This is a genomic window from Burkholderia sp. 10_S31, assembly GCF_056930375.1.
Window position 1 is genome coordinate 1,138,984 of sequence record NZ_JBXOWK010000002.1, and the last position, 15,855, is coordinate 1,154,838.

Below are 15,855 nucleotides of genomic sequence, written 5' to 3' on the forward strand. Positions count from 1 at the left end.
GGCGGGATCCTTGGGAGACTTGCGTGCTTGTCGTGTGGACACATGCGGACGAGCAAGGCCGTCCGTCTCCAGCCATATTAGCAGCGAGAATGCGTCACGCTGCCCGATGCGGCCCGCGCGGACATTGCGGTGCCGATGCGATCATCCGGCAGCGCCATCACAACAGGCCGGGCGCGACCTACCCATGCCACGCCGGGCCAATCGCGTCACCCCGCCGCACGCACATGCTCGAGCAGCGCCTGCAGCGGATGACGCACCTGCCGCGCGGACATGCGCTTCACCTGGCTGCGGCACGAATACCCGGTCGCGAGCGCTTCGCCCTGCTCTTGCGGCGCATCGACATGCGCGGCCCACGATTGCGCATAGATCGTCTTCGACATCCGCAGGTTGCGCGCCTCGTGCCCGTAGGTCCCCGACATCCCGCAGCAGCCGGCCGCCTGAACCGCCAGGCGCAGCCCGCGACGCGCGAACACCTGCGCCCACTGCTTGCCGCTGTCCGGCGCGTTGGTCTTCTCCGTGCAATGCGGCAGCAACCGGTACGCTGCCGACACATCACCCGCGCCCACGCCCGCCCCGGCCGCCGGCATCGCATCCAGCAGCCACTCCTGCGGCAGCGCGACCTTCGGCACGTCGGCCAGCCCCGTCACCTTCAGGTATTCCTGCCGATACGTGAGCGTCATGGCCGGATCGAGGCCGACGAGCGCGACACCCGAGCGCGCAAGTGCGGCCAGTTGCGTCGCGTTGCGAATCGCCGCGTTCTCGAACGCGCGCAGAAAACCCTGCACATGGAGTGCCTTGCCGTTCGGCGCGAGCGGCGCCAGCCACACCTGGAAGCCGATGCGCGCGGCCAGCTCGATCAGCGTCGCCAGCTGCTCGGTGTCGAAATAGCGCGTGAAGGTGTCCTGCACGATGACGACGCTGCGCGCGCGCTGCGCATCGCTCAGCGCGGCGAGCGCCTGCGGATCGGCCGGCCGCACGTTCCACTGCCGGATCACCGCTGCGAGGTCGAAGCGGCTCAAGAGCGGGCTATCGACCATCCCGACGTGCCGCTCGAGCAGCGTGCGCACCCAGCCGGCACGCATCAGCCCGTTGTACAGCGCCGGCACGCGCGCCATCCACGGCATCGTGAATTCGAGCGAGCCGATCAGGTAGTCGCGCACCGGCCGCAGATAGCGCTGGTGATACAGCTCGAGAAAGCGCGAGCGGAACTCGGGCACGTTGACCTTGACCGGGCACTGTCCCGCGCACGATTTGCACGCGAGGCAGCCGGCCATCGCGTCGTACACCTCGTGCGAGAAGTCGGCTTCACCGTTGCGCGCGGCGCGGCTGTTGCGCCAGCGCGCCACGAGACCGCGCAGGAACGGCTGCCGCGCGCGCGCCGCCGCGACGACGTCGACGCCGGCCTGTCCTTGCAGGCGCAACCATTCGCGCATCAGCGACGCGCGCCCCTTCGGCGACTGCACGCGTTCGCGCGTCGCCTTCCACGACGGGCACATCGCGTCATCCGGATCGAAGTTGTAGCACGCACCGTTGCCGTTGCAGTGCATCGCCGTGCCGTAGCTCTGCCACACGCGCTCGTCGATCTGCCGGTCGTGGTCGCCGCGCGTGGGTACTTCGTCGATCTTCAGCAGCCGCAGCGTGTGGTCCGGCGGCGTCGCGATCTTGCCCGGGTTGAACTGGTTGTGCGGATCGAACGCGGCCTTCAGCTGCTGCAGCGACGCATACAGCTCGCCGAAAAACGCCGGCGCATATTCGGAGCGCACGCCCTTGCCGTGCTCTCCCCATAACAGGCCACCATGCCGCTGCGTGAGCTCGGCCACCGCGTCCGACACCGGCCGCACCAGCGCGGCCTGCTTCGGGTCCTTCATGTCGAGCGCCGGGCGCACGTGCAGCACGCCCGCGTCGACGTGGCCGAACATCCCGTACTGCAGCCCGTGGCCGTCCAGCAGCGCGCGGAATTCGGCGATGTACGCGGCCAGGTTCTCGGGCGGCACCGCGGTGTCCTCGACGAACGGCTGCGGGCGCGCCTCGCCCTGCACGTTGCCGAGCAGGCCGACCGCGCGCTTGCGCATCGCATACACGCGCTTCACCGCATCGTCGCCGGTCGCGAGCGTATGGCCCAGCCGCTCGACGCTCGTGTCGGTGCGCAGGTGGTCGACGAACGCGCGCACGCGCGCATCCACGTCCTGCGCATCGTCGCCGCTGAATTCGATCAGGTTGATGCCGAGCGTCGGACGCGCGTCGTCCTGCGGGAAATACTCGGCCACGCTGCTCCACACGAAATCCTTCATCGCGAGCATCAGCACCTTCGAGTCGACCGTCTCGATCGACAGCGGCTTGAGCGCGAGCAGCGCGCGCGCATCGCGCAGCGCGTCCATGAAGCCGGCGTAGCGCACGTTGACCAGCACCGAATACGTCGGGATCGGCAGCACGTTCAGCTTCGCTTCGACGACGAAGCCGAGCGAGCCTTCGGCGCCGCACAGCACGCTGTTCAGGTTGAAGCGGCCGTCCGGTTCGCGCAGGTGCGCGAGATCGTAGCCGGTCAGGCAGCGATTGAGCTTCGGAAACTTCGCGTCGATCAGCGCGGCCTTTTCGTCGCTGATGCGGCGCGCGGTGCGATAGGCCTTGCCGACCCGGTCCTGCCGCGCGCAGCGGCGTTCCAGTTCGTCGTCCGCGAGCGCGTCGCTGTGCAACGGCTCGCCGCCCATCAGCACGAAGTCGAGCGCGAGCACGTGGTCGCGCGTCTTGCCGTACGTGCAGCTGCCCTGCCCGCTCGCATCGGTGTTGATCATCCCGCCGACCGTCGCGCGGTTCGACGTCGACAGCTCCGGCGCGAAAAAGAGACCGTGCGGCTTGAGCGCGGCATTGAGCTGGTCCTTGACGACGCCCGCCTGCACGCGCACCCAGCGCTCGCCGGCGTTGATCTCCAGGATCCGGTTCATGTTGCGCGACAGGTCCACGACCACGCCGTCGGTCAGCGACTGCCCGTTGGTGCCGGTGCCGCCGCCGCGCGCCGCCACCGCGACGTCGCGGTGCGCCGGTTCGGCCAGCAGCCGCGCGACGAGCCGCACGTCGTCCGCATGCGCGGGACAGATCACCGCCTGCGGCAGACGCTGGTAGATCGAGTTGTCGGTCGCCTGCACGGTCCGGTTCGCATGGTCCGCGCGGATTTCGCCGGCGAATCCGGCGGCCTGGAGCGCGGCGAGAAAGTCGCGGTAACGGCCCTCGGGCGGGCTGACGGGACGGGGCAACGAAGCGATCGACATGGGATGAAAGCGCGAGGTGGGTGGGGCGGGTGCGCGGCCTCGGTCAGAAACATGAGTTTTGAGCAAGATTCCACGCAACCCGGAAATCCAGTATCTTGCGAATCAGCACCAGAAACAAACGAATTCTCCCCCGGCAAAACTTGCATAAAACTCATGAATTACCGCCGCCTGACCCCGTCCATGTCGCTGCTGCTGGTGTTCGAGGCCGCCGCGCGGCATGAAAGCTACACGCGCGCGGCCGACGAGCTGTCGCTGAGCCAGAGCGCGATCAGCCGGCAGGTCCAGACGCTGGAGGACCAGCTCGGCGTGCCGCTGTTCCGGCGCGAGGGCCGCTCCGTGAAGCTGACGGAAGTCGGGCGGCGCTACTTCGTCGAGCTGAGCGGCGCGCTCGGGCGCATCCGCGGCGCGACGCTGCAGGCGATGTCGCACCAGGCCGGCGCCGGCACGCTGCGGCTCGCGACCTTGCCGACTTTCGGCTCAAAATGGCTGCTGCCGCACCTGCACGACTTCTATGCCGCGCATCCGGGCGTGACCGTGCACCTGCATTCGCGAATCGGCGGCATCGACTTCCATACCGACGATCTCGACGCGGCCATTACCGTCGGCGCGGGCGACTGGCCCGGCCTGCACGCGCACCGGCTGTACAACGAGTTCCTGATCGCGATCGCGAGCCCCGACGCGGCCGGGCGCCGCAAGGCCGGGGTGCGCGCGCCGGCATGGGCGGCCGGCCAGACGCTGCTGGGCGTAACGAGCAATCAGCATGCGTGGGCGGAATGGTTCTCGCATTTCGGGCTCGATCATCGCGAGATGCGGATCGGCCCGAGCTTCGAGCTGACGTCGCACCTGATCCAGGCCGTGCGGGCCGGGATGGGGATCGGCCTCGTGCCGAAGGTGCTGGTGGAAGACGAGCTGAGCCGCAACGAGCTCGTATCGATCGGCGACGCGATCACCAGCCAGCGCAGCTACTACCTCGTGTACCCGCCGGAAAACGACACGCTGCCGTCGCTCGTGGCGTTTCGGGAATGGCTGCTGAAATCGTGCTGACGTTCGGGCGGACGGACAGCGCGATCACGCACGCCATTCATCGAGAATCTGTTCGGCAAGATAGTCGCATGGCGGGCGCGCCGACTGCGCGCTGCGCGCCAGCACGACCTCGATCTCGCCCAACGGCGGCAACCCTTCGTTCGGCGACAGCTGCACGAGGTGCGCGGGGATGCTGCAGCGCGCGAGCGGCGCCACCGCGAGGCCGGCCTCGACCACGCTGAGCAGCCCGAGGAAGCTCGGGCTTTCATACGACATCCGGAACGGAATCTTCTGCCGCTTCAGCGCCTTGATCGCGTGATCGCGCGCCATGCTGCCGTGCGCGAACAACGCGACCGGCAGCGGACGCTCTTCCCACACGTTGCGCTTCGCCGATCCCGTCCACACGATCGGCTCGCGCCGCACCAGCTCGCCGGTCACGCCCTTGACCCGGGTGAGGCAAGCGAGGTCGACGGCGTTGTCCTTCAACATCGGCACCAGCGCACTGCTCGGCTGGCCGATCACGCGCACTTCGACGCGCGGATGCATCGCGGCGAACTTGCCGAGCACCTGCGGCAGCAGCGACGAGATGTAGTCGTCGGGCACGCCGATCGTCACGCGGCCGCGAATCTCCGGCCGCACGACCGACGCCCACGCCTCGTCGCGCATCGCCAGCATCCGGCGGCCGTATTCGGCGAGCATGCGGCCGTCGTCGGTGGCCGTGACGTTGCGCGTGTCGCGGATGAACAGCGGCTTGCCGAGCGCATCCTCCAGCGCCTTGATCTGCATGCTCACCGCCGACGGCGAACGATGCACCGCCTGCGCGCCCTGCGCGAACGAGCCGGACTCCGTCACGGCCACCACCATCGCCAGCACGTCGAGATCGAGCTTTTTCATTTCATTCAGAAAATCTGATCAATCGATTCAGTTTATCCCGTTTTACTGTCTTTCTCCACGGCCGGACAATGGATGCCATCGACGTTCATTGCAGGAAGCAGCCATCATGCAAACCTCCAGCTCGCTCTATGGATTCCTGGTCATCGGCGGCATGCTCGCGGTCACGCCGGGGCCGAACATGGTCTACGTGATGTCGCGCTCGATCGCGCAAGGGCGCACCGCCGGGCTGATTTCGCTGGCAGGCGTGATGGTCGGCTATCTGTTCTACATGTTCGGCGCCGCGTTCGGGATCACGACGCTGTTCCTGAGCGTGCCGTATGCGGGCACCGTGCTCGGCGTCGTGGGCGCCGCGTATCTGCTCTACCTCGCGTGGCAGGCGGTGCGGCCCGGCGGCCGCTCGCCGTTCGAGGTGCAGGCGCTGCCGAACGAGCAGCCGCTGCGGCTGCTCGCGATGGGTGCGACGACCAGCGTGCTGAATCCGAAGCTCGCGATGCTGTTCGTGTCGCTGCTGCCGCAGTTCATCGATTACCGGCAGGGCAGCGTGTTCGGCCAGTCACTGTTTCTCGGTTCATTGCTGATCGCGGCGTTCGCGTCGGCGAACGGGCTGGTCGCGATCTGCTCGAGCGGCATCGCGAAGTTCCTGCACGGGCGTCCGACGCTGCTGCTCGCGCAGCGCTGGGCGATGGGCGCGGTGCTCGGCAGCCTCGGCGTGCAGATGCTCGTCGAGGCGTCGAGAATGGCTGGTGCGGCGTGATGACGGCAGGTCGCGGATCGGTGAGGCACCGACCCGCCCGCGCCGCCCGTCGTGAAGCCGCGATCCTTGATGCCCAGTGACACGCCTCGCCGGCCATCACATTCAGACGATCGCGCCGTCCCTGGCGATCGCGGCCGGCTGCCGCACACCCGCGCGCATCACACCGCAATCGCCTGCCGCTGCGCTTCGCGCTCGCGCACGAGCGGCAGCACGCGTTGGCCGAAGTACTCGCCCCCCTCGATGAAACGCAGGAACCCGGCGAGCACGAGATCGACGCCGATCGCCTTCAACGCGGCGATCCGCTCGACGATCTGCTGTGGCGCGCCGATCGGGTTCGTGCGGAAGCCGTCGTTGGCAAGCCCGCTCACCGCACCATGCGCAACTACTTCCCGACGCCGCCGAGCACGCCACCAAGCAGCGACGTCACCGGCGCCAGCGGATTCGCCGCGGAACCCGCGCTCGATCCCGCGCCGCCCGCCACGCTCCCAAGTGTGCCGGTGACCGTCGAAACGAGACTCTTCACCGGTGCCAGCGGACTTGCCGCCCCGGCGCCGGTCCCGCCGCCGGGCCCGCCGTTCAGCGAATCGAGCGGTGTCGATCCGAGCCCCGACAGCAAGCCGCCGAGCGGCCCCGCTCCACCCGACCCGCTCGTCGGCCCGTTCTGCACGGTCGTGACCGAAGCACCGGCGAGGCTCACGATGAGGCCCGCAATCGGCGCGATGCCGTTCGGGCCATCGTCATTGACGAGCCCGCCTGCATTCGTCACGGTATTGCCGATTGCGCCGACGAGCCCGCCCGCCGCGCCGACGATCTGACTCGTCGGGCCGGCGGCCGGCTGCGTCGGGATCCCCAGCCGCCAGCCCACCGTCGACACCGCGCCGCCGGCCTGCCCGAGCACCCCGGCCACCGGTTGCCCGAGACCCGTCGTCGCGCCGATCTGCTGCGTGGCCTGGCCGGCCGTGATCACGAGCGGCGTGACGGCGGAGCTGAGCGGTTGCGTGACCTGTCGCACGGCGCCCGACGCGAGCGTCGCGCCGATCGTGCTGCCCGCCGCGCCGAGGCCGCCCGCCACGGTATCGAGCACCGCGCTGGCGGGTGTCGTCAACGGCGCGAGCGGTGCCAGCGGCCCCGAACCGAGCGCGCGGGCCGTCTGCGCGAGGCCCGCCACCGGATTGCCCGTCGTGGCGACGACTTCGCCCAGCCCGGCGATCGTCGTGCCGACCGGGTCGGCAGTCGAGCCAATCCGCCCGAGGCCGTCGCTCAACGCATTGCTCGCCGCGCGAGTGATCGTGCTGACGCTCGAAATCGTGTCGCCGGCGCTGCGCGTCGCGTTGTTGCCGAGTACCGGCAATGACGTGCCGGCGACAGTGTTGCCGACGGCGATGGCGAGCTGACCGGCCGTGCTGACGGCGCCGTTCGTGCCCGGCGCGCCGCTGGTTCCCCAGCCGCCATCGGTCACGTTACCGTGGTGGGTGTCGGTGACGGTCGTACCGCTGGTGCCGGCGGCTGCACTCGACGGCGCGGCAACGTCGTTGCCGCCACAGGCGGTCAATACGCCGGCGGCGGCCAGCACCGCAGCGGACGTGAACATGCGGGTTCGATACATGGTGGTCTCCTCGCGGTCCGGGCGATGGAATGTTCGAATAAGGACCGGGGAACACTCAGCATTTTCCATGCCATTGGCGCGGGCGAACGGGTGGCGCGGCGGCCAGGCCAGCATCCGCACGGCGTACGCGCCGAGCGCCCCCGATCGCGAACGACGCATTCCGGGCCCATGAGCGGCGCCGTTTTCGTTACATTCGTGCTACGAATGCTTCGATGTTACGTAACGCGGACCATCCGGTGCACCGTTTTCCGATCGCGCCGCCTACGATCACAGTACGTCGCCCGACCTGCGCCGCATGCGTGCCGCCGTCCCACCGTCAGGAAACCATCGCCATGAAAAAGCTCGTGAACCGCCCGTCCGATGTCGTGCGCGAAATGCTCGAAGGCATCGCGCGGCAGTCGCCGCATGTCGCGATCCTCGGCGACGAGCATGTGCTCGTGCGCCAGCCGCTGCCCGAGCCGCCGCAGCGCCCCGTCGCGATCCTGTCCGGCGGCGGCAGCGGCCACGAGCCCGCGCACGGCGGCTATGTCGGCGAAGGGATGCTGAGCGCGGCCGTCTGCGGCGAAGTGTTCACGTCGCCGTCGACCGATGCCGTGCTCGCCGCGATTCGCGCGAGCGCCGGCCCGAACGGCGCGCTGCTCGTCGTGAAGAACTACACCGGCGACCGACTCAACTTCGGGCTGGCCGCCGAACTCGCACGCGCCGAGGGCATTCCGGTCGAGACGGTGATCGTCGCCGACGACGTGTCGCTGCGCGGCCGCGTCGAGCGCGGGCAGCGGCGCGGGATCGCGGGCACCGTGCTGATCCACAAGCTGGCCGGCGCGGCCGCCGCGCGCGGGCTGCCGCTTGCCCGCGTCGCGAAAATCGCGCGCGATGCGGCGGCCGAGCTCGGCACGATGGGCGTCGCGCTCGACGGCTGCACGCTCCCCGGCGCCGACAAGTCCGGGTTCAGCCTCGCCGATCACGAGATCGAGCTCGGCCTCGGCATCCACGGCGAGAAAGGCGTCGAACGCACCGCACCGCTGCCGGCCGACGCGCTCGTCGAGACGCTGCTGTCGAGCATCGTCGCCGACCTCGTGCTCGATCGCGGCGAACGCGTCGCGCTGTTCGTCAACGGTCTCGGCGCGACGCCGGACATGGAGCTCGCGATCGTGCTGCGCGCCGCTTACGACAACCTGAGCCGGCGCGGCATCATGGTCGCGCGCGCATGGGCCGGCACGTTCCTGTCCGCGCTGAACATGCCCGGCTGCTCGATCTCGCTGCTGCGTCTGAACGACGAACGCGCCGCGCTGCTCGACGCGCCGACGCAGGCACGCGCATGGCCCGGCGGCGGCACCGTCAACGCGCAGATTCGCGTGGCCGCGGCGGCCGCGCACGATGAGCCGCTGCCGCCCCTCGATGCGGCCGGCCGCGCGTGGGCCGCGCGGCTGCAACCGGCGCTGCGTGCGGTCGCGCAAGCGTTGATCGACAACGAAGCGACACTGACCGAACTCGACACGGCCGCCGGCGACGGCGATCTCGGCGCGAGCATGTACCGCGCCGCGCAGGCGATCCTCGCGTTGCCGGAAACTGCCTACGGCACGCCGGCCGGTACACTCGCGGCGCTGGGCGCCGCATTGCGCCGCGCGATCGCGGGCAGCTCGGGACCGTTTTATGCGACCGCGCTGCTGCGCGCGTCGCGGCGCCTCGGCGACGCTGCCGAACCGTCGGCGCGCGACTGGGCAGCGGCTTTCCACAGTGCGGTGGATGCGATCGGCGAACTGGGCGGCGCACGTGCCGGCGACCGGACGATGCTCGACGCGCTGATACCGGCCGCCGATGCGTTCGACCACGCGCTCGATCATGATCGCGACCCCGCGAGCGCATGGGCGGCCGCCGCGCAAGCCGCGGAACACGGTGCGCAGCAAACGGCCGGCATGACGCCGCGCGCGGGACGGGCGAGCTATCTCGGCGAGCGCGCGATCGGCACGCCGGATGGCGGCGCCGTGGCCGTTGCGTACTGGCTGCGCGCGTTGCTGCCGCACGTGCGCTAAGCGGCGAGCCGGGCGATGCGCCGGCCTCGCGAGCCGGCGTTCTCAGTCACTCGCGCGAGAGATTCGACGCATTCCATTCGGAGACCTTATCGCGGCATCGCACGATCGCGTAACCGAACGCTGGCGAATATCCCGAATCGATCGACGACGACGACGCAATACAGGACGATCACGCGCGTGGTGCATCGCGAACCGGTGCGCGAACACGCCCGCGCACCGGCCTGCCGAGCCGCCGCGCTGTTTCCCGGCAGCACCGCCAGCGCGACGCTGTTCGCGACCATTTCCGCGATGTTCCCGGCGATGTTCCCGACCCATGTGCGCTATGCGGGCATGGCGATCGCGTACAACGTGTCGACCTCGCTGTTCGGCGGCACCGCGCCGATCGTCAACGACTGGCTGATCGGCAAGACCGGCAATACGATGATTCCCGCGTACTACATGATGGCGGCCTGCGCGATCGGGCTCGTCGCGCTGGCGGACGTGATCGAGACGCGCGGGTGCTCGCTGCGCGGGGAGACGGTGCCGGGACAACCGGGTTGATATTCGATCGATCGGTTACTGCCTCCCATAACCGGCAACCTTCGCATCGCTCGCCGTCCGGTAATGGACGGCGGGCGATGTGCGTTTCGGGGGCAGCGATGTCGGAACCGTGTGTGCGCGTTGCCGGATGGCATCTCTTTCGGCCGCTCGCCCAGGCTACGGCGTGATCACCGTCATCCTGAAATTAGGTGATTGAGTAAAGCTACTGCACCGTGGCTGGTGCATTGAAGGCGGCAGGGAATCACGGGCAGAGCAGATACCGAGTCAATCCACTTTCTGTTTCGGCGCGTCACTGCGGACGGCAATTTCACCCGTCCGCCAGTTCAACTCTCGGACCGTTTCAGCCTCATGGAAACGGAAAATCGTTCGGCCGGGTGAATGCTGATCGAGATTTCGAACGCAACGCCCGTCGAATCGAGATAGCGCCGCACGATTTCGAGCGCGGCCGTTCCCGCCGGGATCTGCAGTCGCGCAGCCATTTCCGGCGAGACGTTTACCGCCTGCACGTTCTGCTGGATCTCCGCAACGCATCGCCCGTAACGCGTCTCGATCAATGAACTGATCAACGTATCCGGCTCGTGGCGAGCCGTCTCCGCGATTTCCACATAACCCGGATCGATATAGACGTCCGTCCAGCCGATTGGCGGACGCGTCGTGTCGCGTTCCACGCGCAGGCTCGAAATGCGCAGCCAGCGTGCGCCTTCTTCGCACTTCAGAACCTTCGCGAGCTTGCCCTGCGCCGCAAGCGCCTCGATCGACTGCACCACGCGCAGGTTCTCCGAACCGAACTGGACGAGATCCTCGATCGAAGCGAGCGACGGCCGGAAGTCGTTTTTCGGTTGCGCCGATTCGACACGCGTTCCCGCGTTCTTGCGCCGAGACACGAAGCCAAGTTGCTGCAGCTCGTGCAGCGCCGCGCGGATCGTGTGCCGGCTCGTCTTGTACAGATCGCGCAATTCAAGCTCGGTCGGCAAGTACGAGCCGACCGGAAAGCGGCCAGACGCGATGCCTTCGGTCAGGTCGCGCGCGATCTCGGCGAAATGGGGTCTGTTCATTTTCTCTGCGTATCGATCATCGCCGACAGTTTAAGGGTAAACATCGCTTGAGCGATATGTCCGGACATAATAGCCTTCTATATGTCCGGACATATCGACGCATTCGGTTTCAAGGTCCGATGCCTTTTCCCCGTTTTCCGTTTTCAGAGGTCGCCATGCCAAGCCGCACCATCCCTGTCTCCAGCACCGTCGTCGATTCGATTCTGTTTCGAGATGCCTTCGGCACCGCGAAGATGCGCGCGCTGTTCTCCGATTACGCGCTCGTGCAGCGCTACATCGACGTCGAAGTCGCGCTCGCGAAGGCCGAAGCACGCGCCGGTGTGATTCCAGCCGAAGCGGCCGACGTGATTGCACAGGAAGCGAGCATCGAGCGCATCGATTTCGATCACATGCGCGAGGAGACGGACATCGTCGGCTATCCGATCCTGCCGCTCGTGCACCAGCTCGTCGCAATGTGTGGCGACGCGGGCCGCTATGTGCATTGGGGTGCAACGACGCAGGACATCATGGACACCGCCGTGTCGCTGCAAGTGCGCGATGCGCTCGATTCGATCGACGGCGACATCCGCGAGCTGCGCGGCATCCTTGCCGATCTCGCGATCAAGCATCGCGATACCGCGATGGCGGGTCGCACGCATCTGCAGCAGGCGCTGCCGGTCACGTTCGGATACAAGGCCGCAATCTGGCTCGCGATGTTCGACCGGCATCAGCAGCGGCTCGCGGAACTGCGCTCGCGCGTCGCGGTCGTCGAGTTCGCGGGCGCGGCTGGCACGCTGGCGTCGCTCGGCGACAAGGGTTTCGAAGTCCAGAAGGCGCTTGCGGAAGAACTGAAGCTCGGTGTGCCCGCGACGACGTGGCACGTCGCGCGCGACGGCTTCGCCGAAGCGGTCAACCTGCTCGCGCTGATCACCGGCTCGCTCGGCAAGATCGCGATCGACATCATGATCATGGCGTCGACCGAGTTCGCGGAAGTGTACGAACCGTTCGTCAAGGGACGCGGCGCGAGTAGCACGATGCCGCAGAAGCGCAATCCGATTTCGAGCGAACTGATGCTCGCAGCCGCGAAGGCGGTGCGCCAGCACGCGGGCCTGATGGTCGACGCGATGATCCAGGATTTCGAGCGCGCGACAGGTCCGTGGCATGCGGAATGGATCGCGATTCCCGAGAGCTTCATCCTGACATCGGGGGCGCTGCATCAGGCCAAGTTCGCGCTCGGCGGGCTGATCGTCGATGCGCAACGGATGAAGCAGAACCTCGGCATCAGCAAGGGGCTGATCGTCGCCGAAGCCGCGATGATGCAGATGGCGCCGTTTACCGGGCGCCAGCAGGCGCACGACATCGTGTATGACGCGTGCCGCACGGTCAACGAGATGGGCGGCACGCTCGCCGAAGCGCTGGCCGCACTGCCCGAGGTGACGCGGCACTTCGATCGCGACGCGATCGAACGCATGACGGATCCGGTCAACTACCTGGGCCTCGCGCCGCAGATGGTCGATCGGGCAATCGCACTGTCCCGCGAAATCTGAGCGGACGTCGTGGAGGAGACACCATCATGAATCACGCACAGACCTCGCGCGACGAACCGGTCGCCCCGGCGCCGAAGCGCCCGTGGTATCGCAAGCTCGGCATGCAGGTGCTCGCGTCGCTAGTGCTCGGCATCGTCGCCGGGCTGCTGTTTCCGAAATTCGGCACGCAGCTGAAGATCCTCGGCGACGTCTTTCTCGCGCTGATCAAGGCCGGCGTCGCGCCGCTCGTGTTCCTGACGATCGTGCATGGCATCGCTTCCGCCGGCGACGTGAAGAGCGCGGGGCGAGTCGGCTGGCGGGCGATCGTCTACTTTGAAGTCGTGTCGACGATCGCGCTGGCGTTCGGCCTGTTCGCCGGCAATCTGCTGCAGACCGGCCAGGGCATGACATCCGTGGCGGTCGGCAAGGTGCCGGTCGCCGCGGCAAAGGCGGCGCCACAAGGGTTCACCGAATTCGTGATGCATCTCGTGCCGGACAACTTCATCGGCGCGTTCGCGAAGGGCGAGCTGCTGCAGGTGGTCGTGCTCGCGGTGATGGTCGGCATCGGCATTCTTGCGATTCCCGAAGGGCGGCGCGCGCGAATCAACGACGGGCTCGACCAGATTTCGGAGGTCCTGTTCTCGTTCATCAATCTCGTGATGAAACTTGCCCCGCTCGGCACCTTCGGCGCGATCGCGTTCGCGGTTGGCAGCAACGGGACAGCCGTGCTGGTCGCGCTCGCGCAACTCGTACTCAGTTTCTACGCGGTCGTGGTGCTGTTCATCGTCGTCGTGATGGGCATCGTCGCGAAGCTGGCCGGCTTCAGCATGTGGCGCTTCATGCGCTACATCAAGGACGAGATCCTGATCGTGCTCGGCACCGCGTCATCGGAAAGCGCGTTGCCGCGCCTCCTGATCAAGCTCGAGCGACTCGGCTGCGCGAAGCAGACGGTCGGTCTCGTGCTGCCGACCGGCTATGCGTTCAATCTCGACGGGACGTCGATCTTCATGGCGATGGGCGTGATGTTCATCGCGCACGCGTACAACGTGCCGCTCACGTTCGAGCATCAGATGGGGATCCTGCTGCTGATGCTGTTGACGTCGAAAGGTGCCGCGACGGTATCGGGCGGATCGTTCGTCGTGTTCGCGGCAACGGTGACATCGACGGGGCTGCTGCCGGTAGAAGGACTCGCACTGATCTTCGGCGTCTACCGCTTCATGTCGATGGCGATCGCAACGTGCAATACGATCGGCAACAGCCTGGCCACGGTCGTCGTTGCGAAATGGTCTGGCACGTTCGACGAGACGGTCGCCCGACGCCACCTTTACCCCGAACGCTATCCCGCAACAGCGCGTGCCGATGCGAAGCTCGACGATGGCAACCTGCTTCCCGAAGATTCTGACGACGTGAATCCGCATCCGCAGGGAATCCCGCTCAAGCGCGGCGGTCTGTAGCATCGATTTTGGGCGGAAGAGCGCATCGGTTCTACACTTTTGTGATCAAGTCGATGTTCTCGCCGGATGCCGCGTTTGACATCACTATCCATATTGATTGGACGGTTCGCTTTTCCTCGCGATGACCGAATCCGGAACTGAAACGGTCGTTTGAGAATTATCGGCGGCTATCCGTCTTGGGTCGGCAAGCGACGCCCATCGAAATCTGCGAGACACCCCAAAATGACGCGCCGCAATACTCCCATGCGACGGCGTCACCTCGCGCGTCGCTCGCCAACAACTGGCCGATCGGCAAGACCGGCAAGACGATGGCTCCCACGTACGACATGATGGCCGCCTGCGAGATCGGGGGGCGTGGCGCCGTCCGGCGTGATCGCGACGCGCAGGTGCTCCCTGCAGCGAGGCACCGTCCTCGGCAAAGCCCTCCGACGCTTCGACAGCATCGACTGCTTCGATGACATCGACCGCATCGCCCGCCGCGCGGCAACGGACGGCAACGGACGGCAGGCGATATACGTTCCGGCGGTCGGCAACGCCGGTACCGGATTGTTGCCTCTCGAACAACATGGTGTGCGCACGCGCGGGGCTACTGGCATCCGCCGCCCTTTCCTACAATCGCTCACACGCTCGATCGCAATACGAGCGCAACGAAGTGCGCGACATTCACGGTCGTGCTCTCGAACCGCGCCGCGCAGTGCGGATTACCCCTCGATCAACAGGACAACTGACCATGAGCAAATTAATTCGCAACGTGCAACCGGTTACCGCCCATCTGGGCAACGAAGGTTCGGGTGAACTCGTTTCTTCCCGCTACGGCGTACGCATCGGCGACATCGATGTCGTGCTGATCAGCGACGGCATTCTGCCGCTGCCGACCTCCACGATGTCGACCAACGTGAGCGAAGCGGACCGCAACGAATGGTTCGACGGCCGCTTCCTGCAACGCGACATGTTCGACTGGGCGCTGAACATCGCGCTCGTGCGCAGCGGCGATCGACTGATCCTGATCGACTCCGGCGTGGGCGACGGTTTCGAATACTTCACGCGCGCCGGACGGTCGGTCATGCGCCTGGAATCGGCCGGCATCGACCTGGCTGCAATCACCGATATCGTGATCACGCACATGCACATGGACCACGTCGGCGGCCTGAACGTCGAAGGCGTCAAGGCCAAGCTGAACCCGGAGGTGCGCATTCACGTATCAGCCGCGGAAGTGGCGTTCTGGAAGAATCCGGACTTCAGCAAGACGGTGATGCCGGAAACCGTTCCGCCCGCGCTGCGCAAGGCGGCTGCCCGGTTCGTCGAACTCTACGGCGAAAACATCGTGCAGTTCGATCAGACCGTGCAGGTCGCGGCGGGCGTATCGGCGCGCGTGACGGGCGGGCACACGCCGGGACACTGCGTGGTGGACATCGCATCGAACGGCGAAAAGCTGACGTTCGTCGGCGACGCGGTCTTCGAAGTCAACTTCGACAATCCCGATTGGCAAAACGGCTTCGAACACGATCCCGAAGGGGCGGTCGACGTTCGTATCGCACTGTTCAACGAAGCCGCCGAAACCGGCGCGATGCTGGCCGCGGCGCACGTCGCATTCCCGTCCATCGGGCATATCGCAAAGAACGGCAACGGGTTCCGCTTCGTTCCCGTGACGTGGGATTACTAAGTTAGCCTGGACGGCGAACGCCGTTTTCTCTCACGGCACGCGTCATGAAAAAAGCCGTCGCA

The 15,855-nt window shown here is 67.0% G+C and carries 10 protein-coding genes and 2 pseudogenes; 7 read left to right on the forward strand and 5 right to left on the reverse strand.

The features are described from left to right. Positions 1-206: 206 nt before the first annotated feature. A complete protein-coding gene (gene ydiJ / locus AC1Z3W_RS19640) occupies positions 207-3,266 on the reverse strand; it encodes a D-2-hydroxyglutarate dehydrogenase YdiJ (RefSeq protein WP_483508293.1) in 3,060 nt (1,019 codons plus the stop codon). Between the two features lie 153 nt (positions 3,267-3,419). Between ydiJ and AC1Z3W_RS19645 the strand changes: the two genes are divergently transcribed. Further along, entirely contained in the window at positions 3,420-4,310 is an 891-nt protein-coding gene (locus AC1Z3W_RS19645; RefSeq protein WP_057928766.1) for a LysR substrate-binding domain-containing protein, read from the forward strand. Between the two features lie 24 nt (positions 4,311-4,334). Here the strand turns inward: AC1Z3W_RS19645 and AC1Z3W_RS19650 are convergent, their stop codons facing one another. Beyond that, complete coding sequence (locus tag AC1Z3W_RS19650) at positions 4,335-5,183, reverse strand: LysR substrate-binding domain-containing protein (protein WP_057928765.1); 849 nt, start codon at positions 5,181-5,183, stop codon at positions 4,335-4,337. A 106-nt stretch (positions 5,184-5,289) separates the two neighbouring features. On the opposite strand from AC1Z3W_RS19650, the gene AC1Z3W_RS19655 reads away from it, so the two are divergent. Next, positions 5,290-5,937 (forward strand): LysE family translocator, encoded by a 648-nt coding sequence (locus tag AC1Z3W_RS19655; RefSeq protein ID WP_057928764.1) that lies wholly within the window; start codon positions 5,290-5,292, stop codon positions 5,935-5,937. Positions 5,938-6,095: 158 nt separating this feature from the next. Here the strand turns inward: AC1Z3W_RS19655 and AC1Z3W_RS19660 are convergent. Continuing rightward, a pseudogene (locus AC1Z3W_RS19660) lies at positions 6,096-6,290 on the reverse strand (dimethylsulfone monooxygenase SfnG); the annotation flags it as partial. A 29-nt stretch (positions 6,291-6,319) separates the two neighbouring features. Next, a complete protein-coding gene (locus AC1Z3W_RS19665) occupies positions 6,320-7,543 on the reverse strand; it encodes a collagen-like triple helix repeat-containing protein (protein ID WP_483508294.1) in 1,224 nt (407 codons plus the stop codon). 332 nt (positions 7,544-7,875) lie between these two features. Between AC1Z3W_RS19665 and AC1Z3W_RS19670 the strand changes: the two genes are divergently transcribed. Both AC1Z3W_RS19670 and AC1Z3W_RS19675 read left to right on the forward strand, forming a co-directional pair. Next, on the forward strand, positions 7,876-9,576 hold the full coding sequence (locus AC1Z3W_RS19670) for a dihydroxyacetone kinase family protein (RefSeq protein ID WP_124834797.1): 1,701 nt from the start codon (positions 7,876-7,878) through the stop codon (positions 9,574-9,576). Between the two features lie 273 nt (positions 9,577-9,849). Continuing rightward, positions 9,850-10,116 (forward strand): annotated as a pseudogene (locus AC1Z3W_RS19675) (MFS transporter); the annotation flags it as partial. 323 nt (positions 10,117-10,439) lie between these two features. Here the strand turns inward: AC1Z3W_RS19675 and AC1Z3W_RS19680 are convergent. Beyond that, positions 10,440-11,171: a GntR family transcriptional regulator gene (locus AC1Z3W_RS19680; RefSeq protein ID WP_124834798.1), complete on the reverse strand. Its 732-nt coding sequence runs from the start codon at positions 11,169-11,171 to the stop codon at positions 10,440-10,442. Between the two features lie 155 nt (positions 11,172-11,326). On the opposite strand from AC1Z3W_RS19680, the gene AC1Z3W_RS19685 reads away from it, so the two are divergent. From AC1Z3W_RS19685 to AC1Z3W_RS19695, 3 genes are all read left to right on the forward strand, one after another. After that, positions 11,327-12,697, forward strand: coding sequence for a class-II fumarase/aspartase family protein (locus tag AC1Z3W_RS19685; RefSeq protein WP_483508295.1), 1,371 nt, complete (start codon positions 11,327-11,329; stop codon positions 12,695-12,697). Between the two features lie 26 nt (positions 12,698-12,723). Next, positions 12,724-14,130 (forward strand): cation:dicarboxylate symporter family transporter, encoded by a 1,407-nt coding sequence (locus AC1Z3W_RS19690; RefSeq protein ID WP_057928757.1) that lies wholly within the window; start codon positions 12,724-12,726, stop codon positions 14,128-14,130. A gap of 730 nt (positions 14,131-14,860) precedes the next feature. Then, the gene (locus tag AC1Z3W_RS19695) at positions 14,861-15,793 is read left to right on the forward strand and encodes an MBL fold metallo-hydrolase (RefSeq protein WP_124834800.1); all 933 of its coding nucleotides are present in this window, start codon (positions 14,861-14,863) and stop codon (positions 15,791-15,793) included. Positions 15,794-15,855 lie beyond the last annotated feature (62 nt).